General features: G+C 44.4%; 20 protein-coding genes. All 20 read left to right on the top strand.

What is annotated here, in order from left to right; genetic code table 11:
• The first annotated feature begins 16 nt into the window (after positions 1–16).
• The 20 genes from T355_RS0110140 (at position 17) to kdsA (ending at position 23,090) form a co-directional block, all read left to right on the top strand.
• Positions 17–649, top strand: coding sequence for a sigma-70 family RNA polymerase sigma factor (locus T355_RS0110140; RefSeq protein ID WP_027397662.1), 633 nt, complete (start codon positions 17–19; stop codon positions 647–649).
• A gap of 136 nt (positions 650–785) precedes the next feature.
• Positions 786–1,349 (top strand): hypothetical protein, encoded by a 564-nt coding sequence (locus T355_RS14840; RefSeq protein ID WP_051555529.1) that lies wholly within the window; start codon positions 786–788, stop codon positions 1,347–1,349.
• 35 nt (positions 1,350–1,384) lie between these two features.
• Positions 1,385–3,373 carry a BamA/OMP85 family outer membrane protein gene (locus tag T355_RS0110125; RefSeq protein ID WP_027397661.1) on the top strand — a complete coding sequence of 663 codons (1,989 nt, stop codon included), beginning with the start codon at positions 1,385–1,387 and terminating at the stop codon, positions 3,371–3,373.
• Positions 3,373–4,701 carry a hypothetical protein gene (locus tag T355_RS0110120; RefSeq protein ID WP_051555528.1) on the top strand — a complete coding sequence of 443 codons (1,329 nt, stop codon included), beginning with the start codon at positions 3,373–3,375 and terminating at the stop codon, positions 4,699–4,701. Before T355_RS0110125 ends, T355_RS0110120 begins: the two co-directional genes overlap by 1 nt.
• Positions 4,702–4,816: 115 nt before the next feature.
• Positions 4,817–5,281: an OmpH family outer membrane protein gene (locus T355_RS0110115; protein WP_027397659.1), complete on the top strand. Its 465-nt coding sequence runs from the start codon at positions 4,817–4,819 to the stop codon at positions 5,279–5,281.
• A 79-nt stretch (positions 5,282–5,360) separates the two neighbouring features.
• The gene (locus T355_RS0110110; protein WP_027397658.1) at positions 5,361–6,425 is read left to right on the top strand and encodes a hypothetical protein; all 1,065 of its coding nucleotides are present in this window, start codon (positions 5,361–5,363) and stop codon (positions 6,423–6,425) included.
• Positions 6,426–6,464: 39 nt separating this feature from the next.
• On the top strand, positions 6,465–6,914 hold the full coding sequence (locus T355_RS0110105) for an OmpH family outer membrane protein (RefSeq protein ID WP_051555527.1): 450 nt from the start codon (positions 6,465–6,467) through the stop codon (positions 6,912–6,914).
• 28 nt (positions 6,915–6,942) lie between these two features.
• The gene (gene lpxD / locus T355_RS0110100; RefSeq protein ID WP_027397656.1) at positions 6,943–7,962 is read left to right on the top strand and encodes a UDP-3-O-(3-hydroxymyristoyl)glucosamine N-acyltransferase; all 1,020 of its coding nucleotides are present in this window, start codon (positions 6,943–6,945) and stop codon (positions 7,960–7,962) included.
• Between the two features lie 418 nt (positions 7,963–8,380).
• Positions 8,381–9,523, top strand: coding sequence for a glycerophosphodiester phosphodiesterase (locus tag T355_RS0110095; RefSeq protein WP_027397655.1), 1,143 nt, complete (start codon positions 8,381–8,383; stop codon positions 9,521–9,523).
• 163 nt (positions 9,524–9,686) lie between these two features.
• Positions 9,687–11,711: an LTA synthase family protein gene (locus T355_RS0110090; RefSeq protein ID WP_331279592.1), complete on the top strand. Its 2,025-nt coding sequence runs from the start codon at positions 9,687–9,689 to the stop codon at positions 11,709–11,711.
• Positions 11,712–11,735: 24 nt separating this feature from the next.
• Complete coding sequence (locus tag T355_RS0110085) at positions 11,736–12,617, top strand: lysophospholipid acyltransferase family protein (RefSeq protein ID WP_027397653.1); 882 nt, start codon at positions 11,736–11,738, stop codon at positions 12,615–12,617.
• 68 nt (positions 12,618–12,685) lie between these two features.
• Entirely contained in the window at positions 12,686–13,513 is an 828-nt protein-coding gene (lpxC, locus tag T355_RS0110080; protein ID WP_027397652.1) for a UDP-3-O-acyl-N-acetylglucosamine deacetylase, read from the top strand.
• A 52-nt stretch (positions 13,514–13,565) separates the two neighbouring features.
• The gene (fabZ, locus tag T355_RS0110075; protein WP_027397651.1) at positions 13,566–14,006 is read left to right on the top strand and encodes a 3-hydroxyacyl-ACP dehydratase FabZ; all 441 of its coding nucleotides are present in this window, start codon (positions 13,566–13,568) and stop codon (positions 14,004–14,006) included.
• Between the two features lie 174 nt (positions 14,007–14,180).
• Positions 14,181–15,020 (top strand): acyl-ACP--UDP-N-acetylglucosamine O-acyltransferase, encoded by an 840-nt coding sequence (gene lpxA, locus T355_RS0110070; RefSeq protein ID WP_027397650.1) that lies wholly within the window; start codon positions 14,181–14,183, stop codon positions 15,018–15,020.
• A 15-nt stretch (positions 15,021–15,035) separates the two neighbouring features.
• Complete coding sequence (locus tag T355_RS0110065) at positions 15,036–15,845, top strand: LpxI family protein (RefSeq protein WP_027397649.1); 810 nt, start codon at positions 15,036–15,038, stop codon at positions 15,843–15,845.
• Between the two features lie 213 nt (positions 15,846–16,058).
• Complete coding sequence (gene lpxB, locus T355_RS0110060; protein ID WP_027397648.1) at positions 16,059–17,216, top strand: lipid-A-disaccharide synthase; 1,158 nt, start codon at positions 16,059–16,061, stop codon at positions 17,214–17,216.
• 3 nt (positions 17,217–17,219) lie between these two features.
• Positions 17,220–18,950 carry a lipid A export permease/ATP-binding protein MsbA gene (gene msbA, locus T355_RS0110055; RefSeq protein WP_027397647.1) on the top strand — a complete coding sequence of 577 codons (1,731 nt, stop codon included), beginning with the start codon at positions 17,220–17,222 and terminating at the stop codon, positions 18,948–18,950.
• A gap of 31 nt (positions 18,951–18,981) precedes the next feature.
• Positions 18,982–21,477, top strand: coding sequence for a tetraacyldisaccharide 4'-kinase (gene lpxK / locus T355_RS0110050; RefSeq protein WP_027397646.1), 2,496 nt, complete (start codon positions 18,982–18,984; stop codon positions 21,475–21,477).
• Positions 21,478–21,498: 21 nt separating this feature from the next.
• Positions 21,499–22,245, top strand: coding sequence for a 3-deoxy-manno-octulosonate cytidylyltransferase (gene kdsB, locus T355_RS0110045; RefSeq protein ID WP_027397645.1), 747 nt, complete (start codon positions 21,499–21,501; stop codon positions 22,243–22,245).
• A gap of 20 nt (positions 22,246–22,265) precedes the next feature.
• On the top strand, positions 22,266–23,090 hold the full coding sequence (kdsA, locus tag T355_RS0110040; RefSeq protein ID WP_027397644.1) for a 3-deoxy-8-phosphooctulonate synthase: 825 nt from the start codon (positions 22,266–22,268) through the stop codon (positions 23,088–23,090).
• The last annotated feature ends 10 nt before the right edge of the window (positions 23,091–23,100 follow it).

Genomic DNA, 23,100 nt, shown 5'->3' with positions numbered 1-23,100 from the left:
AGATAAGAAGGTTTTTATGAAGCTGTCTGAGTACTTGCAGGAACTGAATAAGGTAAAGATGCTGGAACCGGCTGAGGAAAAGGACTTGTGGTATGAATTTAAGCATAATCACAGCACCGATGCTCGCCGTCGCATTATTGAGGCTTATCAGCCCCTAGTTTTTAAGACAGCTATGCCCTTTAAAGATCTGGAAAACATTATGGATGTTATCCAGGAGGGTACTGTGGGGCTTATAGAATCAGTGGAAAGCTTCGACCCTGATAAGGGGGTAGCCTTCAGTCTTTTTGCGGTTTATCGCATAAGGGGAAGAATGTACCGCTATATGAAGGAGGAAGGCAATGCTGACATTGCCTGTCTGGAGGCGGAGATGGATTCCGGTATGTCCCGTTTGGATATGCTGGTGGACACAGGCACTCCTGTGACAGAGCTGGCTGAAATTCACATGGCTTCTAATGTGGTTATGGAGGCTATGGACAGATTACCTCAGAAGGAACAGCTGGTGCTGAATCAGGTGCTGGTAAACAGTCGGGAGGTAAAGGATGTAGCGAATATGCTTAATGTAAGTACAGCCCACATTTATCGCCTGCAAAAAAGCGGTGTTCGCCGGGTGAGGGGAATGCTGTCCCGATTTATGCATAACTGGAAGTAAGTGATATATGGCAGTAAAAGACTGTAAAATGGTATTTTTTGCCGAAAATGAGGTTTTTTCATTTAATTTGGCAAATTATATAAATATGTTATTTGGCGACTTTATTCCGTAGAAGTGTCTGCTTTTGGAGGCAATTATGGATAAAAATCGCAAAAATAAAGAAAATAAGGCAGTCAGAAAGCATATTTCCGCAGCCAGAGATTGGCTGGGCCGTGCCGAAAGCTCCATGGACAAAGAGAACAGTCTGCGGGGTGATTTGGATGTAATGCTGGCTCAGGCAGAGCTGCAGCGGGCTCAGGAGACAAAGTTTGGTCATGGCTGGCGAAAATGGTTGATAAGGCTGGCACCTCTTATTATTGCTCTTGTGGTGGGAGTTGGTTATTTGGCCCTTCTTCACACTAAGCAGGTGATAGAGGTTCCAACCAATATGACCACAGTTAAGGATAGTGATGATTCTTCCACAGGCCTGGAGAAAACCCAGGTGGTGAAGGTGCAACCATCCTTTGAGGACCATGAAGGGGCTGCCCCAAATGCTGCGGGCAACGGTGCTTCCGGCTTTGTGCGGCAGAATCCACCAACTGTTGAAGTGGTACCACAATTGCCACAGCAGGAGGTTTCTCCCGCCAGGACCGAGAGTCAGGTGCCTGATGCTGAAATGCAGCAGCTGATGCAGGCTGCGGGCAAAACATTAAGAGAGTAGTAAATAAAGAAATAATTATACAGGAGGTTTTTCCTTTGAGATTTTCTTCAAAGAATTCCAAAAAAAATTATAGAGCTTTGGCCTGTGCCATGGCTATGATGACTGGTTTATCTGCAGCACAGGTCGTCTCTGCAGCACCAACTGATTCTGGTGTGATAGTTAATATGAAGGATGGTAAGCTGGCAGCTGTGTCTGAAACTGGTGCTGAGGCGGATATTAACAGAAATAAGCCGGCAGCCCCTACTGGGGATGAAGTTGGTGAAGCTGTTGAACTTGCAGCCAATGCCCAGGATACTTCCAATGCAGCCAAGGAGGCAGTAGCCAAATGGAATGGGGAAAGACCTACTGATGCAGAGGTTACTAGTTCTGCACAGGCTTTGGTAGGGAAAACCATTATGGAGATTAGGATTGAGGGCGCTACTGAGGATGTTTATAATACTGCCCTGTTATCTCTTAGCTCCAAGGTGGGAGATCCTATGACTATTGATGGCCTTTCAAGAGATGCCAATAATATTTATGAAACTGGTTATTTCTACGATCTTTATCCGAGCTTTGAAGAAATCCCAGAGGGTGTAATCGTTACTTATCATGTATTTACTACCCCGATTATTTCTGACATTGAGATAACCGGCAACAGCAAGCGTGAGTCTACTGACAAGCTGATTAACGCTATGCAGCTGAAGCCGGGAGACCGCTTGAATCGTGTGTCCCTGCAGGAGGATTTGGCCAATATTAAGAAGGTCTATGTGAATGATGGATATATTATGGCCAAGGTTCACGACATGGGCATGGATGAGCAGGGCAAGATTTCCATTCAGGTCAATGAAGGTATTTTGGAGGGCTACAAGGTAAAGGGCTTGAAGAAGACCAAGGAAAAGGTTGTTATTCGTGAGCTTCGTACCAAGGTTGGTGAGCCACTTAATAAAAAAGATGTGGTTCGCAGCTACAATCGCCTTATGAATTTGAATTACTTTGAATCCATAGATATTAAGCCTATTCCAGGTGTGGAGCCAAATGCCTGCATGCTGGAAATAGATATAACTGAAAAGAATACTGGTGCCTTTGGTGTAGGCGCCGGCTATAGTACAGCTGATGGTTTTATAGGTATGATTAGTATAGGTGATTCCAACTTCCGTGGAATTGGTGATTCTATAGGTATTACCTATGCTATTAGCGGTTCCAGTACTGATGCACGAGGCTGGTCTTTCTCCTATCGTAAGCCTTGGCTTGACAGGAAGGAAACCTGTGGTACTCTTAAAGTCTATGACCGTACCTACAGATATAATGATTATGGCACTGATGGTAATTTGATAGAGGAAATGTTGCGCAAGGCCAAGGGCTTTGAAATTGGTTTTACTCGCCCTGTAAGTGAGTATTCCACCAATGGTATTTACTTTAAGAACAGCGAAGATGATTATGATACCCATAAGTCTGGTCCTGTTGATCGCAGTACTCCTGCGGCTGCTCCTTGGAGAGATAAGAATTTTGGTCTTACTCGTTCCATTACTCTGTCACATACCACTGATACCAGAGATAATATTATGTATCCAACTGGTGGTCATTATGTACAGCTGGCTGTAGAGTTTGCAGGTCTGGGGGGCGACTTCAATTATCAGAAGTACACCATTGATGATTCTGCCTATTGGAAGGTGGGCCGTAATCAGATTGTGGCTTTCAGAAATTGTTATGGTCATTCCGGAAGTGAATTGAGCTATTTTAACACATTTAACATAGGTGGTCAGGGAACCCTTCGCGGTTATAAGGATGATCAGTTCCGTGGTGACAGCATGTATATCGGTAGTTTGGAATTCCGTTTCCCTCTGTATAATAAAGTAAAAGGTGCTGTCTTCACTGACTGGGGTGGAGTTTGGGGAACTGATTGGTTGCCAAGGGACTTTGATGTGTTCCATGCCAGCATAGGTGTAGGCGTAATGGTAGATACACCTGTGGGCCCTATCCGTATCGATGTGGGTCACGGTTCACAGGGTAACAGAGTACACTTTAATGTAGGTGCATCCTTCTAATGAAGGGCTTGGTTTTTGTTAATGTTAACTTAATAAAGAGAAGTCTAAAAATATTGATGCTGGCCATGGCTTTCATGGCCGGTATCAGTTTTTACAGTGGTATTGCTTATGCCCAGTCAGTGGATAAGGTGACGGTTACAGTTTCCAGTGATGGCCATATTCCCCATGGGGTGTGCCAGCGGATGGAAAAAAGCGTTCAGGCCATTGGGGCCCAGCTTTTGGAGGGCAAGCCCCTTGAAAACGTCCAGTCCCAAAGGAACCATTATGAGGATATTATCCAGCAGGTATTTGACAAGGTGCTGGTGGGCTATACTGTAAAGTCTGTGAATATTCAGCCAGGGGAAGAGCTGAATATTTCTGTAAGGCTTTTGGGCTGGAATGATAAAATTGACGCCATAACCGTGGAAAAACGGGTGGTGGGTATGCCAGAGGTGGTGGAAAAGATCCTTCTGGATGATATATCTGATATGGATCAGCTCTTTGCGGATACGCTCCAAGGTTTGCCGGTAGCAGCGGTGGACTGGACCAACGGTGTTATGAAGCACAGAGTCAAGGACTTTATGAACGAAAGGTCTCCGGAATTTCGTGCCGACTTCGATGTGGAAGTAGGGGAAAATACTAAAGTCATTGTTGATGTTTACCCATTGCTTCCAGTGGTTCGCACCATTGACCTCAGTATGAGGTCGGATACCCTGCCAAATGCGGCTCTTCTCACAGAACGCCAGAATATGCAGGATGGAGCAGATATGTTTGTGGGGGTTCCTGTGGCCTTTGTAAAGCGTCATAAGGATACCATAGAGGAACTTCTGGCCAAGCGTATTGACGATTTGGAAGTGGCCAAATTCTGGGGAATCCATACAAAGGTGGATATTAAGCCAGCTGAGCGCATGGAGGTTATGAGCCGTTCTGATTCCCGTAATGTATATGTCCGTTTTGAAGGCTGGGGTGAGCTGGGACATCGTAAGGACAGTGGTGATAATGGCGAAATAATGTTACGGGGGATTTTTGCCAAGCAGTTTACAAGCCGCGATGGAGCCTTTGCTTTGGTGGATTTCTATCCTAAGAATACCCGTTGGGACTTTGATTTGGGCCTTTATCGTGAGCTCCTTCCGAAGGTTAAGGCCAATGTGCGTTATTCATTGCGGGATAGTTACTGGAAGGGTGGCGTTGAATACAATTTTGCCAAAAGACTTACCTTCCGCTATGAATACCGGGCTCAGGACCGCATCAGCGAGTTTGCTTTGAGATACAAGCTCCATGATTTTCTGGCCCTGGAAGCAGTCATGGATAATGATGATAAATGGTTGCGGTTCATAGGATATTTTTAATCTATATCTTATTGAATGGAGAATAATAGTTTGGTATAATATGTGCAGTCATAAGGCGAAAATATTGCCGTGACAGTGCAATAATATATTTTATTCACAAAAAGGAGATAAAATTATGGTACAGTTAAAGAAAACTCAGGTTAAGATTATTAGTGTTCTCATTGCTTTGGTATTTGTTGGTTCCGTTGTAGCCTTGGCATTGTCCCAGTCCAACAACAGCATCGCCAATGCAGCTGCATCCTCCAATGTAGGTGTAGTTGATTATGCACAGTTCGGTTCTATTAAGGATGTAACTGATATGCAGGCTCAGATGCAGCAGTTGGCTCAGGATGCTGAGAAGGAATTCAACGAGAAGGCTGCCAACATGAGCGATGAGCAGAAGCAGGAGTACTATCAGCAGACCATGCAGCGTCTCCAGCAGCAGCAGGCTGACATGATGGAGCCTGTACGCGCAAAGATTGAGGCAGCTGTTAAGGAAGTAGCTGATGCCAAGGGGATTACCGTGGTTATCAACAAGGAAGCTGTCGTATATGGCGGCACTGACCTGACTCAGGATGTTCTGAAGAAGCTGAACAAGTAATTTTAAATTAAAACGAGATAATGAGGGTGCCGAGCACGATGTGCTCGGTACTTTATTACCTCATAAAAGGGGGATTCTTATGGCTGTTAAGGGAAAGCAGGATAAAGCTGATGTTGAGGATAACAGCTTAAGAAACAGACGGATATTGATGGGAGCAGCGGCTATTACGGTTCTTGTTTTAGCGCTTTTTTTTCTGTTTAGCCGTCAGGATACCCCAGTATCATCCCAGGAGCCTGATGTCGGTGTTATGGACATGGGAGAAGTTATAAGGGCTCACAAGGATTATGGAAAGCTCCAGACATTGATGCGGGAGGTTGCTGCACTGGAAGCAGAATTAAAGCTTAAGGGCTTTGAAATGACAGCTCAGGCAGCTCAGGCCGATAAAAAGCTGTTTGATGATGCTGCCAGACAAAAGGCAAATTTGGAGATTATTACCAGACATTCAGAAACAATGGAAGAATTGAAGGTGCGGGCTGACAATATTTATCGGCGCATGAAGCCTCAGTTTGACAAGGAACGGGAAGCCATTGACCAAGAATATGGCAACCGTATTTTAAACATCCAGCTTAAGGCAGACAATGCAGTAACCTTGGAGCTGTCTGAGGCGGAAAGGGCCAGTCTTCAGGCGGAGTGGAATCGCCTGAAGGATGAGCGCAATGAAAAGCATAACAAGCTATTGGCAGATCAGCAGCGCCGTTATGAGGAAGCAGTGGAGGCAGAGACCTGGGAAATCAGACGGGCAATGTTGGCTGAACGGGACAGTATAGCAGGCAAATCCCAGGCTGATGAGTTGCAGCATTTCAAAGAGGTACAGGACAGAAATGCCCAGGCCATTGATGATGCCATGAAACCAATTCAGCTAAAGATGGACATGGCCAAGAAAAAGACTGCCCTGGAATTAAAGCTTACTGAGATGAAGCTGCTTGAGCAGAAAATCTTTGATGATATTTGCGGCAGAGCTGCCAAGCTGGCCATTATTCACCATCTTAATTTGATAATTGCAGATCCTATAGATAATATTTTTGGGGAGGAGTATAATAGCTTTGGCCTAGGTGATTGGCATGAGTTGAAGTCGCCAGTTATTGGTATTAATACACTGGATCTTACCCAGGAAATGCTACAGGAAATGAAAAATATTCAGTAATTATTTGTACGTATTTATAATGAAAAGAGGCAATATTCAATGAATTTCAAGAAAAAAACTTTGGTTTTGGCAATGTCCGCAGTTTGTGCCATGATGATAACAGCTGGCTGTGGTAAAGTTAACGTGGGCTATGTGGATTATGCCCGTGTTCAGACTGAGGCACCTCAGATAAAGAACTCTATGGATGAAATGCAGAAGCGTATGGAGGAATTCCAGAAGGATGCAGAGAAGCAGCTTCAGGAGCAGGGGGCCAATATTAAGTCTGAGGAGGATGCCCAGAAGTTCCAGGAGCTTCAGCAGCAGCTCAGAATGCAGGGGGCTGGAATTCAGCAGCAGTATGCAACCCAGGTTCAGTCCAAGATTTATGCCGCCATGGACGGTATTGCCAAGGAAAAGAAGCTGGACACTGTAGTGAGAAGCAACGGCAAGGATGGTATGGTTATTGGCGGTGTGGATGTTACTGATGATGTTATCGCCAAGCTGCAGTAACCTGTAATTTATAGGGAGATTTGGGAATATGAAAATGACATTACAGGAGATAGCAACACTGGTAGGGGGCCGTCTGGCAGGGGATCCTTCTATTGTCATTAATGGAGTAAACAATATTGAAGGTGCTACCAAGGAAACTATAACTTTTGCGGATGAGGCCCATGTGGAGGAGGCTGCAAAATGTAACGCAGGTGCAGTTCTGCTGCCTAATGCTGTGGAGGTGGATTTTCCGCTGCCTGCCATCTATGTGGAAAATACCAGAGCAGCCTTCGCAGTTCTGTTAACCACCTTTACACCTCCTATTCAGCATGAAAAGGGTGTAAGCCCTGATGCTCACATAGGTAAGGATGTTACTATAGGTAAGGATGTTACTATTCTGCCTTTTGCTTATGTGGATGACCATGTGGTAATCGGGGATCGTGTGGTTATATATCCTCATGTTTATGTAGGACAGTATGCCACAGTGGATGATGATGCTATCCTTTATTCCAGTGTTACTATTCGTGAGCACTGCAAGGTGGGCAAGCGGGTTATCGTTCATAGCTCAGCAGTTATTGGTGCTGATGGCTTTGGCTTCACCACCAAGGACGGAGTTCACACCAAGGTTCCTCAGGTGGGTAATGTTGTGCTGGAGGATGACACGGAAATCGGTGCTCATGCTGGAATTGACCGTGCCACTATCGGCTCAACGATTATTGGTAAGGGTACCAAGATAGATAATCTGGTACATATCGGTCATAATTGTCACATTGGCCCTGGTAACCTTATTGTGGCCCAGACAGGTATCTCTGGTTCCACAAACACTGGGGCAAATGTTACCTTTGGTGGACAGACCGGTACCGTTGGTCACATCAATATTGGTGGCAATTCTGTATTTGCGGCCAGAAGCGGTATTATTGGCAATACTCCTGAGGGAGTATTCTATGCGGGATTCCCTGCAAGACCACATCAGGAGTGGCTCCGTATGCAGGCCCACATGAAGAAGCTCAATGATATGAGTAAAAAAATAAAGGCTCTGGAAAAGAAAATAGAAGAACTGACAAAATAATAATACTAAAAATGTAATAACATATACGGGGACTGCTATCTTTAGCGCCGTTACACTTCTAAAATTTTTTCTTGCTTTTATATAGTGCAAAAAATCATAACTCGCTTCGGCCAATAGGCCTTGCTCAAACAGATGATTTTTTACACTATAGCATCGGTATAGCAACAAAAAATTTCTTAACGAAACGTAACTAAATGCTAAATCTAGCGGTCCCCGTATATTTTTGCATCTATTTAGATATTGCGCTAAAGATAGCAGTCCCCGTCCTTTTTTATAACTAATAATAATTAACTATATGACTTTATTATTTATTGATTTAAGACATTATTCCCATGCAAAAAGGACCAAAATTGTATAAACATTTTTTCATTTTTCTGTTATACTTATTACAGATTCATTATTTTAAGGGGGAAATAAAATGAAATTGAATCGTAAAAAAATCGCTATGGGTATTTTGGCAGCAGTAATGGCAACAGGGGTAGCCGGATTTACTGATGCACCACAGGCTGAGGCAAAAGTTGATTTCGAAGGGGTTTTCGATTTTGAGCCTCATCGTGGCGGCAGAGATGCCCGTCCTGAGAATACTTTGTATTCTTACGCTTATGCCATTGAAAATGGCGCAACCTGCATCGAGTGCGACATGCAGTTCACCGGGGATGGTGATATTGTAATGAGCCACAATCCTATTCTGAACCATGAAATCACCCGTGATGCAAATGGTAACTGGATTGAAGACGGCAAGTATGATATCCGCAAGATGACAGTTGCTGAAATTCAGAAGTTTAATGTTTCCAAGATTAATCCTGAGGTTGACTACTACAAGCTTCATGGCCAGACCAGAGTAGACCCTGAATTTGCTCAGATTCCTACTTTGGAGCAGCTTTTCCAGCTGGTTAAGAAGTCCGGTAACGAGAATGTTAAGTTCAACATTGAGACCAAGTCCTATCCTGATCCATTGATGGGTACTGCTTATAGCGGTAATGCTGACAAGAAGGCATTCCTCACCCGCTTCAATGAGCTGGTGGCTAAGTATGGCATGGAAGACAGAGTTGTTCTTCAGTCCTTCGACTGGGAAACTCTCATGATGGAAAAGCAGATGAATCCAAACATCACTCTTTCCGCTCTTATTGAGGAAGAGCCTTCTTGGGGCAAGTCTGCTGAGTCCCTGAGACCTTTTGACAAGGAAAAGTCTCCTTGGCTTGGTGGCTTGGATATTAAGGATTTCAAGGGTGACGCAGTAGCTGCTGCTCATTCCTTTGGTGCTGATATTGTATCTCCATACTATGGTGAAATCAGCAAGAACATGGTGGACGAGGCTCATGCGCTGGGCATGAAGGTTGTACCTTGGACCGTAAATGATGTTAAGGATATGGAAATGATGTATGATATGGGAGTTGATGGCCTTATCTCCGATAAGCCATGGATTCTCCGCTCCTTCCTGGAAAAGAAGGGTGCAAAGCTCTATCCTAAGCATCCATTCCAGTCTGAGTATCATCTGACTCCAGACCATGTAGAGGTTCAGACTGCCAAGGTTAGCGGCGGTGCTGACGCTTCCTACTAATAGCTTAGTGGCCATATAATTGTTATTTTGATTCTTGACTCACCTGATTACTTTTAGTAAGTAATTGGGTGAGTTTGTTTTATGTGAGGAAATAATATATTGTTACCTATATAGGGAGAAATGTGGTAGAATGTTCCTATGCTTAAAATTGGAGTGATTGAAGTTGACCTTGTTTGATGCCTTTTTTATGGGATGGCAGCAGGATATTAAGATAGCAATTTTGCCACCGTTGATGTGTGCAATCTTCAGATTGGTTTTTATTTTATATTTTGGACCCAAAAAATTAAGCGAATGGGGTGGAAAGAGACTGTACCATTGCTTTAGATATGGCTTTTGGTGGGGCATGGATTTTAATGCCTATGTTTATTTGATTTCCCTTATTGTGGTAAGTATTCCCGGGGTATTTTTAAGCTCGTATTTTGAACTAGGTGACACTGTAAGAGTGTGGCTCGCAGTGCTATATTTGGTAGCAATATATGTTTTGTTTTGGACAAAGATGATTTTTTATTACCACTATCAGGATATTATCAATAAGAATATTCTGTTTGGTAAGAATGCGGATAAAAAGAATTTGGCGGATATTTTCTTTAATCAGAATCATGGATTATGGATTTTGTTGAGCTTTATACCATATATTGCTCTATGTGTTGGATTGGGTAATATGGTACTCAGTATTCCAAAGTTTGGATTTGTTGTATTGGAAAATGAGTATTGGCAGTATGCCTGCAATACTTTTATGTTCTTAGCTACAGTTGCAATTTTTTATTGGTTCCGTTTTGGCGGCACATTCCGTCATAGACTTAAGCCGGAGTGGGATGAGGTTCCCCCAATTGTAAAAGAAGATGTATTCTTGGGCAAAGCCACCATTGACGATTTGATTGCTTTGGAACTGGTTCTTAAGCATCCTGTTCCTGAATTTGTAAAAAAAGATGATGAGGACGCCAAGATTAGCATAAATAAAATTTGTCCTGATTTTTTAGGCAACGATGATAATCCTTTGATGCATTTCAGGCATTTTGCCAAGGGACCGAAGATTAAGAAGCCAAAGCATATTTTTTATCTTTTGGGAGAAAGCCAGTGCCAGACACCATTTGACAGCATTTATGACAAGCTGCATCTTATGGACGCCAGCAAGAAATTCCAGCAGGAAAAGGGCACGGTTACATTATCTAATTTTTTGCCGTCTGGAATGATTTCCCAGACAGCTCTCGGAAGTATTTTGCTGGGATTGTATGATTGCGATTTGGAACTCAACGAAAATAAGGTGTTGTGGGATTGTGATATTAACAAGATACCAACCTCTTTGGCTGCCCAGATGAAAAAGCTTGGATACCATACAAGCTTTTGGTATGGTGGCAGTCTTAATTGGGGAAGTCTGATGCATTTTGTTCCCGGGGCAGGCTTTGATGAGGCTCATGGTGGTCCTGATTTTTGCCCGCCTGGTTCTCCTTCTACTTGGCTCGGAATATATGATCATATTTACTTAAATTCAGTTGCGGATATTATCAAGAAAAACGAGGATGATACACCACAATTTCATTTTATCTATACAACATCCAATCATGGCCCGTATAATCTTCCTTATGGTGAGTATGGACTGAATATTGATGCGCTTATGCCGGAAATGCCGGACAAGCTGCGCCACGATGATATACAGGCCAGAAGGTTTATGGGTGTGTGTTATGCTGACCGCTGCCTGATGAATTTTGTTGAGGATATGAGAAAACAGTATCCGGACAGTTTATTTATTGTCACTGGTGATCATTCTGCGGCTGTGCTTCCATTTGATAAAGGTATATTGCCACGGAACTATCAGACTATTAGGGAGAGAATGCTGACATCCTTCTATATTCACCACCCGGATTTGACACAGGATATGTTGGCAAATAATGTTTTAGGTGAGCACCAGAATATCTTGCCGACCATAATGGAGCTTATTGCTCCTGCGGGATTTGAGTATTACAGTATTAAGCCTTCTCTTACGGAGAAAATAGATCATGTGGTTACTCCATATAGCTGGATGGATACAGAAAATATAGGGTCCTATTTGGATAAAACTCGTCAGCAGCTGGCAGAGTCCAGGGATTCTGTTGAAACTGAAATCGATGTGGAAGAATATGTGGAGGAACGCGAATCCTTACAGGATATTACCGGTTGGTTGGTGCGACATCCAGAGATGGTACAGTAGGATCGGCGTTAAGGAGTATTAGAAATAATGGCATACTATATTATGAAATTTTTCAGCTGGTTAGCTTGTCTTTTTTCCATGGAAAACTGCAATAGTTTTGGCAAGGTACTGGGAAAGCTGACCTGGGCAGTGTTGCCCAAAAAGAGAAAATTCATGGCTTATGATAATATCATTCGCTGTTTGGGAGTGGATGCCGGAGAGGCGGAGAGAATTGCCAAGGCTTCCTGGGTGCAGTTTGGTCCCATGCTGATGGAGGTACTTCGCTATCCTGAGCTTATCAAAGAAGATTACATAAAGAAATATGTTACCATTGATGGCTTGGAGTATTTGCAGGAGGCCATTGATAATAAGCAGGGGGCTGTAATTGCTACTTCCCATAGTGACAGCTGGGAGCTCATGGGAGCTGCTTTGGCCCAGTATGGGGTACCACTTGTAGGTGTTGCCAGGAAACAGAAGGACAGTGCCATGGACCGCTTTATCAATGAGTACCGTACTATGGTGGGAATGCATATTACCTATACCAGCGGTGTAAGGGAAATGTTCAAGATGATAAAGGAGGGCTGGATGATCGGCCTTATAACAGATCAGGATCCAAGCCTGCGGGATGGCATTATACTTGATTTCTTTAACAGAAAGACAAATTGCTTTACTGGTCCTGCTACCATTGCCCGTTCCCAGAAAGCCCCTATTTTCCACGGACAAATAACCCATCGCCATGATGGTGGACATCATATAACTATTTATCCACCAATTTATGTGGATCAGACAAAGGATAAAAAAGCAGATATAGAAAAAGCAACACAGCAGGTGATGAACCTATTGGAAGATCATATTCGGGAATATCCTGAGGATTGGTTCTGGCTCCATGACCGTTGGAAATCTGTACGGAATATAGGACTGGACTAGGATTTTTGCACTATACCTAATAATTTTGTATAATTAAAGTTGAGATATTATGTCAAGGAGGGCTGAATTTGAGTAATCAGACTACCCTTAACTCCGAAATAAGTTATGTTGGAGTAGGGTTGCACTCTGGCGTAGATGTACATATGACTCTTCAGCCGGCTGAGGCGGATACCGGCATCGTTTTTGTAAGAAACGATTTGGAAGGTTCACCTCAGGTGGAAGCCAAGGCGGCAAATGTTACTTCTACTCTTAGAGCTACTACAATTGAAGATAATGGCATTAAGATGTTCACCATTGAGCATATGATGTCTGCTTTTAATGCAATGAAAATAGATAACTGTCGTGTGCTTATTGACTCCGAGGAGCCACCGGTGGCTGATGGCAGTTCCAAGGTTTTTTGTGACCTTATTATCCAGGCAGGTATTAAAGAGCTGGAGGCTCCCCGCCGGGAAATTGTTATCGACAAGCTGTATCGGGTGGATGACGGGGATAAGTTTATTTTGGCAGTGCCATATGATGGCTTTAGGGTGAGCTTTACTTCCATTAACCCACATCCTCTTATTGGAATTCAGTATGGTGATTATGAGATTACCCCTGATGAGTACAATAAAGAGGTGGGGGCTGCCAGAACCATTGCCTATGAGGCAGAGGTGGAGGCCCTGCGAAAGATGGGACTGGGTTTAGGCGGTACCATGGAAAATGTAATTGTCTACAATGATCAGGGGTGGATGAATGAGCTGAGATATCCTGATGAGCTGGTGCGCCACAAGATTTTGGATATTGTGGGAGACCTTAGATTGGCGGGATTTATAAAGGGACATATTATTGCCGTTAAATCCGGTCACGCCCTGAATACCACCATGGCCAAGCATTTGGCTGAGGAATTTTGCAAGTAAGAGATTTTAGTCATAAAGTTATTTACGTTGAAAAAGGAAGAAGGTATTAAATATGGTATTGGAAATTGATGAAATCAAGAAAATTTTGCCACATCGCGCACCATTTTTACTTGTTGATCGTATTATTGAAATTGATCCGTTTAAGTCTGCCACCGGTATTAAAAATGTAACCTATAATGAGCCACAGTTCCGTGGTCATTTCCCACATCAGGCTATTATGCCAGGGGTACTTATTTTGGAGGCTATGGCCCAGGTGGGGGGCATTGCTATGCTTTATCCTGAGGAAAACCGTGGTAAGATTGCCCTTTTTGGTGGAATGGACAACATTAAGTTCAAGAAGCCTGTTGTTCCTGGGGATCAGCTTGTAATGAAGGCTGAGCTGGTGAAGGTTCATGGGGATTATGGCAGACTTCATGCGGAATCCTTTGTGGATGGTGTGTTTGCCGCTCAGGGTGACTTCACCTTTGCGCTACAGCAGCCAGCAAATAAGTAAAAAAGATGAAAAGAGAAGAAATACAGAGAAAGATTTAGTATTTGCCCGAAAAAGCGTTTAAAATAAGCGAAAATGGAGTGTAGTCAAATAGGGCTGTTCCATGACTTATACATTATGACAGTAAGTATGGACTGTTTTAGGCCCTACGGGCATACTAAAGGAGTGTAATTTTATATGACAGATACAAATAATTCTGTTGCTGATATACATAAGTTTTCCGTGGTTCATCCCAATGCCAAGTTGGGAAAAAATGTAAAAATCGGGCCATTTACGGTTATTGGAGAAAATGTAGAGATTGGTGACGGTACAGAGATTGGTCCTAATGTGGTAATTACTGGTTGGACAAAGATTGGTCAGGATTGTCATATTTTCCAGGGAGCTTCTATTGGAGAGGAGCCTCAGGACCTTAAGTTTAAGGGAGAGCGCAGCTTTGTGGAAATTGGTGATCGTACCAAAATCCATGAGTTCTGCACTATTCATCGTGCCTGTGGTGAAGATGAGGTTACCCGTATTGGTGATGATTGTCTGTTGATGGCCTATGTTCATGTGGCTCACAACTGTATTTTAGGCAACAATATTGTCATGGCCAATGCCGCTATGGTGGCTGGCCATGTAATCGTGGAGGACAGGGCTGTTATTGGTGGTATGGCAGGAGTGCATCAGTTTGTGCGCATTGGCCGTAATGCCATGGTCAGCGGTATGTCCCGTAATATTCATGACATTGTTCCGTTCACTATTGTGGATGGTTCCCCTGCAAGGGCTTGTGGTCTTAACAGTGTTGGCATGTCCAGAGCGGGCATCAGTGCTGAGAACCGCAGCAAGATCAAGCAGGCGTATAAATTCCTGTATCGTTCAGGACTCCGTTTGCCGGAGGCTATTGAGGCCATTGAGGAACAGGTGGATTCCTGTGAAGAAATTGAGCATTTGTTAAACTTCCTCAGAAATGCGGATCGTGGTATTTGCCGTCCGAATGTCAAGCACAGTTCCAAGGCTGGGGACGACTCTGAGGGATAATATCGGAGGATGAGTATGGAAAAGATTGGTCTTTTGGCCGGTGTGGGCAGATTGCCGGTGGAATGTGCAATGGCTGCCAAGGCTATGGGCTATGAGGTATATTGTGTGGGTCTGGTTCCCGGGGTTGATGAGGAGCTTAAAAGCTGTACTGCAGGCTATAAGGATATAAATGTGGCTCAGCTGCAGGCTATCATTGACTATCTGAAGGAAAATGGAGTCCAGAAGGTAACCATGATTGGTAAGGTTACCAAGGAAATCCTATACAGTGGACAGCACGTTCAGCCTGATTTGAGAATGCTCTCTTTGATATTTACTTTGCCCGACCGCAAGGACGATACTTTGATGCTGGCCTTTATTAAGGAATTGGCTAAGGATAACCTTGAAGCCTTTGATCAGACAGCTCTTATTAAATCCTTAATGCCGGAGGTGGGAGTCCTTACTAAGAGAAAGCCTACGGATGAGGAAATTAAGGATATGAAGTTTGGCATGGAGATGGCCCGGGAAATCGGTCGTCTGGATGTGGGGCAGACTGCTGTGGTAAAACAGCTGGGTGTTATGGCTTTGGAGGCAATTGAAGGTACTGATGCCTGCATACGCCGTGGTGGCGAGTTGGCCCGTGGTGGCGCTGTGGTAGCCAAGGTGGCAAAGCCAAATCAGGATTTGCGCTTTGATGTTCCTGCTGTAGGAACTACCACTCTTGAAAGCATGATTTCTGTGGGAGCCAAGGCTTTGGTTATTGAAGCTGGCAGAACCCTGCTGGTGGATAGGGCAAAGGTTATTGAAATGGCAGATGCCAATGACATTGCCATCGCTGTTATGGAATAAAATATTGTGCAGAATATTTTAGGGACTGGAAGATTTCGGTCCCTTTTGTGTTGTATGTAAGAATAAAATATGCGATATCGTGTTTGAAAAATGGCACGATGAAACGCTAAGCGGAATATTTTGCCGGTGGCAAAATCTGAACAATTGCGTTATAATATATTGTAATGCTTTTTTAATGGATTTTTATGCGCAAATTTAGGGAGGGGGTCTACAATGAAAATAATGTTTTCTGCGGGAGAACCCTCTGGGGATGTGCATGGGGAGAGTCTTGCCAGGGCTGTTTTGGAAAAATGTCCTGAGGCGGAGCTTATTGGTTTCGGTGGTCCTAAGATGGCGGCGGCAGGTGTTCGCCTATGCTCTGATATGCGTGAATACAGCATTATGGGGGTCTGGGAGGTCATAAAAAACCTTCGCAGGATATTCGCTCTTTTGGATAAGCTGGAGGCTTTCATGAAGAAGGAGAGGCCAGACATTCTTGTGCTGATAGATTATCCTGATTTTAACTGGCGTTTGGCAAAAAAAGCCAAGGCTATGGGAATACCGGTATTTTCCTACATCCCACCGTCGGCTTGGGCATGGCGTAAGGGTCGTGCCAAGAAATGTGCCGCCATTGCCGATGAATTTGCGGCTATATTCCCCTTTGAATTGCCTGTATATGAGGCGGCAGGAGCCAATATTTCCTTCAATGGCAATCCACTGGTGGATACGGTTAAGCCGAGTATGACCAAGGCGGAGGCCAGAGAATACTTTGGAGTAGCCGAAGGAAGAAATCCCGTAATTCTGTTGCCGGGATCCCGTAAGCAGGAGATTAATATGCTGTTGCCGGCTATGCTTAGTGCAGCAGAGCTTTTAAAGCAGGATAATGACAGTCTGGAGTTTTATTTGCCGGTGGCACCGGGGATAGACAAGAGACTGATTACAGATATTGTCTCCCAACATAAGGTGAATATTCATTATACTGATGATAAGAATTATGATCTGATGAGTATAGGGGCGTTTGCCATTGCCACTTCTGGTACTGTAGTTATGGAGGCGGCTCTTTTAGGGCTTCCATGCGTATGCCTTTATAAAATGGCAGCCTTGAACTATGCCATTGGCAAGCTGTTGGTGGATATTAAATTCTTTACTTTGCCCAATATTTTAGTGGGGCGTCAGGTGCAAAGAGAGCTTTTGCAGGACGAGGTCACCGGGGAGAGAATTTTTGATGAAGCAAGGAAGTATTATGCCGAAGAAGGCTTCCGTGACAAGGTCATTGATGGGCTAAAGGAGGCTGTGTCCAAGCTGGGTAAGCCCGGGGCGGCAGTTAGAGTGGCAGAGAAAATTTTAGCGGCGGCAGAGAGATATGGTAAAAGCCGCCTGGAGGTTAGTTAGTAAATGAAGAATTATAAGCGTTTGCTTATGTATATAAAGCCATATACCAGAAGACTGGTGGCGGCAGTATTTTGTATTATTATGGCGGCAGGAGCCAATCTTTATCTTCCATGGATTATCAAGGATATGATTGATAAGGTACTCATGGAAAGGGATATGTACATGCTGAACCTTATTGCCCTTGGTATCCTGGTGGTAATGTTCATTAGAGGTGTGTTTTACTACGGACAAAGCTATTTGGTTTCTTATGTGGGTGAGAAGGTTATTATCGATGTGCGCAGCATCTTGTTCCGCAAGTTCCAGAAAATGCCTCTTTCCTACTATGATAAGCAGCAGACTGGTACTGTAATGAGCTATATTACCAACGATGTATCGGCTATGCAGAGTGCCATTGTAAATAACCTGATTGAGATGGTTACAGAGGCCTCCATACTGGTGGGTTCTTTGGTAATGATGGTTTATTTGGATTGGCGCCTCAGCTTGTTGACTTTGATGACAATTCCTTTGGTCGGTTATGCTATGAAGATCTTTGGTCGGAAGCTGAAATCCTCCGGGTCTCTTATTCAGGAGCGTATGGCGGATATCACTTCCATGCTTCAGGAAAGTATAGCGGCCATCAGGGTGGTAAAATCCTTTGTTCGTGAAGCCTATGAGATTAAGCGCTTTGATCATCAGAATGTGCTGAATTTCCAGGCGGCCATGAAAAATGTTAAGCTTATGAGCTTGCTTACCCCGACTGTGGAGTTTTTGGCCGCTGTGGCTGTAACCTTTATCGTGTGGTTCGGTGGCTATGAGGTTGTTAATGAAACCATTACCGCCGGTGAGCTGGTGGCATTCCTTACCTATGCCGTTAATTTGGCAAATCCTGTAAAGCGTCTTAGCCGTGTTTATGGTGCAATTCAGAAGGCTATGGCGGCAGCAGAGCGCGTATTTGATGTTATGGATATGGACGAGCAGATTAAGGATGGTCCAGATTCCAAGGTTCTTCCTAAGATAGAGGGCAAGGTGGTATTTGATAATGTTACCTTCTCCTATAAGGAAGGGCAGGAGGCTCTTTCCAATGTGAGTCTTACTGCAGAGCCTGGTCAGATGATTGCCTTGGTGGGACCAAGCGGCAGCGGTAAATCCACTATTGCTAATTTGATACCTAGATTTTATGATATAGATTCCGGCTCTATTTCCATTGATGGTTATGATGTTCGTGAGGTTACCACAGATTCTCTTCGTGAGCAGATTGGTCTGGTACCCCAGGAAACCATGCTTTTTAGTACCACGGTAATGGAAAATATCCGTTATGGACGATTGGATGCCACCGACGAGGAAATCATCGAGGCTTCCAAGGCTGCCAATGCTGACGAGTTTATTCGGGAGCTGCCTGAGGGTTATAATACCAAAATTGGCGAGCGTGGATTGAATTTGTCAGGCGGTCAGCGCCAGCGTCTGGCCATTGCCAGAGCCATTTTGAAAAATCCACGGGTTCTTATTTTGGACGAGGCCACCTCTGCCCTTGATACAGAAAGTGAGAAAATCGTACAGGACGCTTTGGACAAGCTGATGGTGGGGAGAACCTCCTTCGTTATTGCCCATCGCCTGTCTACTATATTTAATGCAGACCAGATTTTTGTTGTGGAAAATGGCCATGTTATTGAGCATGGTACCCATGAGGAGCTGCTGGCCAAGGATGGTCTTTACAGTAATCTTTACAATATTCAGTTCCGCAACAGTAATGCATAACTATTGGTATTTTTGAGGAGAAAACTATTCTATGCTCCATTTAGTGTACAATATTGTAGGTGTACTGGTGGTCATTCTAATGATACCGGTATTCTGCATACGGGGCGTCCGGGAAAAGGGATTCGTGGAACGAATCAAACAACAGCTGGGATTTTTGCCCAAGCATGCCCTTGATAAGGTTGCCCGCAAAAATTGTATATGGGTTCATGCCGCCTCCGTTGGTGAGATTGTGGCGGCCAGCCCACTTATAAAGGAATTTCACAAGGAATTTCCTCAGAGTCCTATACTTGTATCTGTATTTACAAACAGTGGCTATGAAATGGCTAACCGAATCATTAAGGATGCGGACAGCATAATTCACTTTCCTTTTGATTTACCATGGCTCTCGGCCAATCTTTTGTATAGAGTTCGTCCGCGGGTTTTTATGCCGGTGGAAACGGAGCTGTGGCCAAATTTTCTTAGGGCCTGCAAAAAGCTGGATATCCCGGTGCTCATGGTAAATGGCCGTATCAGTGACAAGAGTGCCAAAAGCTATCGCTATATGATGGGTCTTTGGGATGAAATCCTCAGCTCCATTAAGGTGTTTGCCATGCAGTCCAATGTGGACGCAGAAAATATTCTAAAACTGGGGGCTGACCCGGATTTGGTAACCGTTACCGGAAATACCAAGTTTGATCAGACCTACACTGATGTCAGTCCAGAGGAAAAGCGTAATTTGCTGCTAGAGCTGGGGCTTAAGGATAATCAGGGGGTATTTTTAGCCGGCTCCACCCATAAAGGGGAAGAGGAGCATGTGTTAAAGGCCTTTAATGAAATACGTCGCATTTATCCTAAGGCAAAGCTGGTAATAGCTCCCCGGGCCATTCTTCGTACAAACGCCATATTGGCCCTTTGTGATGAGTATTGCTTTAAGGCTGTAACCAGAACCCAGCTGCAGGAGAATTTTACCACTGATCATGATGTGGTTATTCTTAACACCATTGGTGAGCTGGGAAAGATGTACAGCGTAGGTGATGTTATTTTTGTTGGTGGTACCTTGATTCCTCACGGTGGTCATAACATACTGGAGCCTGCGGCCCACGGAAAGGCTATTATTGTGGGAGAAAATATGCAGAATTTCAAGGATACTCATCTACTTTTTAAGAACCGCAATGCTGTAATTACTGTTAAGTCCGGAGATGATTTGGCGGTGGAGGCCCTGCACCTCTTTAGGGATGATGAGGAGCGCCATCGCATGGAAGCAGAAACCTTGGCCATTTGTAAGGAAAACAAGGGTGCAGCCCATAGAACGGCTGTGATTCTTAACGATCTCCTTACCAAGGTGGAAATGAACAAGGTCAAGGCCACTGATAAATTGGAAAACTTCCAGACTTATTTCATGCAGATTATCCATAATAAGGAGCCACAGGGCTTTTTTACCCGTTGTGTAATGGCAATTCTGTTTATCCTTTCCAAGGTTTACAGTATGCTTGTAAACTTAAAGCTGGACAGCTATAAGTTTGGAATTTTAAAGACAAACAAGCTGGGCTGCTTTGTAATCAGCTTGGGTAATATTACTGTAGGTGGTACTGGTAAGACCCCTACGGCCCAGCGCTTGGCCAAATATATCCGTGATATGGGCTATAAGGTAGTTATTCTTAACCGGGGCTATCGTGCCAAGTGGCAGGGAGAGGTTGGTCTGGTATCTGATGGCAACCATATTTATATGGAGGCTGATCAGGCCGGTGATGAGGCCTATATGTTGGCCAAGCATTTGCCGGAGGTTCCAGTGCTGATTGGTCGTGATCGTTATAAAACAGGTCAGTACGCAATTGAGCACTTTGGTGCTGAGGTGGCAATTCTTGATGATGGCTTCCAGCATTGGAAGCTGGCCCGTGACCTTGATGTGGTGCTTATTGACTCCGTAAATCTTTTTGGTAATGGGCATGTACTGCCAAGGGGCACTTTGCGTGAGCCTATTACTCATTTGGAGCGTGCAGATGTATGTCTTATGACCAAGGTGGACCAAGGTCTGCCAGGGTTCAAGAAATATATTAGGGACCAAATTGCCAAGTATGGAAGCAATCCTACTGTAGTGGAAAGTATTCATCATCCTCAGTCCTGCATTGAGCTGTGTGATTGGAAGCGCAATGTGGCCAGTGAGGGAATGTCCATTTCTGCCATTAAGGATAAGAAGGTGGTGGCCCTTTCGGCAATTGGTAATCCTGCTTCCTTTGAGCAGACTGTGGCCAGTGCTGGTGCGGAAATCATTGAGAGCTTCCGTTTCCCAGACCATCATGAATACACCCAGGAGGAAATGGTGGATGCCATGGAGCAGGCTGTCCGTCAGGGGGCTGAGGCTATTGTAACCACTGAAAAGGATGCTGTTAAGCTGCCAATGGAATTTTTGGCGGCGGTGCCTGATGAAAAGCAGATTCCTGTACTTATTCTCACTGTTGAGGTTGTACTTCAGAATGGCAAGGATGAATTTGAAGAGATGCTGCGGAGAAAAATTGCTGAAAAGCTGGGGCAGCATAAGTCTAATTGATAAAGAGAGGCTGATATGTCAATGAATACACTTTGTGTTATTCCGGCTCGTTTTGCATCTACCCGTCTTCCAGGGAAACCTTTGGCGGATATATGTGGAAAGCCTATGATTTCCAGAGTTTATGAGCAGGCAGCCAAGGCAAAGCGCCTTACAGGTGTTATTGCGGCTGTAGATGATGAGCGGGTATATGATGCTGTGGTAAAAAATGGTGGTAAGGCCATGATGACAGCCAAGGACCATCCAACGGGCACCGACCGTTTGGCAGAGGTGGCAGCAGCCCACCCCGAGGCAGAGCTTATTATCAATGTTCAGGGTGATGAGCCGATGATAGAGCCTGCCCTTATTGACGAATTGGCAGCAGCCTTTGATGACGATCCGGATTTGCAGATGGCCACAGTAAAGTCGCCAATGACAAATCCAGATGATATAAAAAATCCTAACAACGTAAAGGTTGTTACTGATAAAAATGGTTATGCACTGTATTTTTCCAGAAGTGTTCTGCCTTATCCAAGGGAGAATACGGGTGTAACTGTGTATAAGCACATTGGTATATATGCCTATAAGCGGGATTTCCTGCTGAATTATGCCAAGATGGAGCCAACTTCTCTGGAAACTACTGAATCTCTGGAGCAGCTTCGGGCTTTGGAAAATGGTTATAAAATTAAGGTTATCAAAACTGACTTCCATTTCGTTGGAGTGGATACAAGGGAAGATCTGGAAGCAGTAAATAAAGCATATAAACAGCGTTTAAATGGGCAAAATGCCTGAGGAAGAAGGGTGGTAGCATTATGAATACTGTTCAGGTGGGTAATTTTGAAATTGGTAATGGCAAACCGCTGGCTCTGTTGGCTGGCCCATGTGTTTTGGAGGAGATGGACCGTTGCCTGCTGATTGGCCGCACAATCAAGGAAATCTGTGGTAAGCTGGGGATTCCGTATGTTTTCAAGGCTTCCTTTGACAAGGCCAACCGTTCTTCCTTTAACGGTTTCAGAGGCCCTGGTTTGAAGAAGGGACTGGAAATGCTGCAGCACATTAAGGATGAACTGCAGGTGCCTATCGTTACGGATATTCACACCGAGGAGCAGGTGAAGCCTGTGGCCAAGGTGGCAGATATAATCCAGATTCCGGCATTCCTCTGTCGTCAGACTGACTTGCTTTATGCTGCAGCCAAAAGCGGTGCTGTTGTTAATGTAAAGAAGGGGCAGTTTATGGCCCCAGCAGATATGCGCAATGTGGTGGACAAGCTTCATGAGGGTGGCTGCTCTCAGATTATGCTGACAGAGCGCGGTGCTACCTTTGGTTACAACAATTTGGTTGTGGATATGCGAGCTTTCCCAATTATGCGGTCCTTTGGTTACCCTGTAGTTTTTGATGGTACCCATAGCGTTCAGCTGCCAGGTGGTGCTGGCACTTGCTCAGCAGGAAACCGTGAATATGTGCCAAATCTGGTGCGGGCTGCTGTCGGTGCAGGTGTGGATGCTCTTTTCATGGAAGTACATGATAATCCGGAGGAGGCTCTCTGCGATGGTCCTAATATGATTTATCTGGACAAGCTGGAGGAGCTCTTGAAGGATGCTATTGCGATTCATGATATTGTAAGAAAACAGTTGTAATTTTGTGAGG

It is taken from the genome of Anaerovibrio lipolyticus LB2005, assembly GCF_000621545.1.
In the GTDB taxonomy this organism is placed as follows: domain Bacteria; phylum Bacillota; class Negativicutes; order Selenomonadales; family Selenomonadaceae; genus Anaerovibrio; species Anaerovibrio lipolyticus_A.
The sequence above is the reverse complement of the archived record's forward strand: the minus strand, read 5'-3'. Positions and strand labels throughout refer to the sequence as shown.

Bases quoted from the DNA above. Each gene is read 5' to 3' on its own strand.
- lpxD (WP_027397656.1), top strand. From the start codon at position 6,943: ATGAAAATGACATTACAGGAGATAGCAACACTGGTAGGGGGCCGTCTG.
- lpxK (WP_027397646.1), top strand. From the start codon at position 18,982: ATGCTCCATTTAGTGTACAATATTGTAGGTGTACTGGTGGTCATTCTA.
- T355_RS0110095 (WP_027397655.1), top strand. From the start codon at position 8,381: ATGAAATTGAATCGTAAAAAAATCGCTATGGGTATTTTGGCAGCAGTA.
- T355_RS0110105 (WP_051555527.1), top strand. From the start codon at position 6,465: ATGAATTTCAAGAAAAAAACTTTGGTTTTGGCAATGTCCGCAGTTTGT.
- T355_RS0110115 (WP_027397659.1), top strand. From the start codon at position 4,817: ATGGTACAGTTAAAGAAAACTCAGGTTAAGATTATTAGTGTTCTCATT.
- msbA (WP_027397647.1), top strand. From the start codon at position 17,220: ATGAAGAATTATAAGCGTTTGCTTATGTATATAAAGCCATATACCAGA.
- lpxB (WP_027397648.1), top strand. From the start codon at position 16,059: ATGAAAATAATGTTTTCTGCGGGAGAACCCTCTGGGGATGTGCATGGG.
- kdsA (WP_027397644.1), top strand. From the start codon at position 22,266: ATGAATACTGTTCAGGTGGGTAATTTTGAAATTGGTAATGGCAAACCG.
- T355_RS0110110 (WP_027397658.1), top strand. From the start codon at position 5,361: ATGGCTGTTAAGGGAAAGCAGGATAAAGCTGATGTTGAGGATAACAGC.
- T355_RS14840 (WP_051555529.1), top strand. From the start codon at position 786: ATGGATAAAAATCGCAAAAATAAAGAAAATAAGGCAGTCAGAAAGCAT.
- T355_RS0110120 (WP_051555528.1), top strand. From the start codon at position 3,373: ATGAAGGGCTTGGTTTTTGTTAATGTTAACTTAATAAAGAGAAGTCTA.
- fabZ (WP_027397651.1), top strand. From the start codon at position 13,566: ATGGTATTGGAAATTGATGAAATCAAGAAAATTTTGCCACATCGCGCA.
- lpxA (WP_027397650.1), top strand. From the start codon at position 14,181: ATGACAGATACAAATAATTCTGTTGCTGATATACATAAGTTTTCCGTG.
- T355_RS0110065 (WP_027397649.1), top strand. From the start codon at position 15,036: ATGGAAAAGATTGGTCTTTTGGCCGGTGTGGGCAGATTGCCGGTGGAA.
- kdsB (WP_027397645.1), top strand. From the start codon at position 21,499: ATGAATACACTTTGTGTTATTCCGGCTCGTTTTGCATCTACCCGTCTT.
- T355_RS0110140 (WP_027397662.1), top strand. From the start codon at position 17: ATGAAGCTGTCTGAGTACTTGCAGGAACTGAATAAGGTAAAGATGCTG.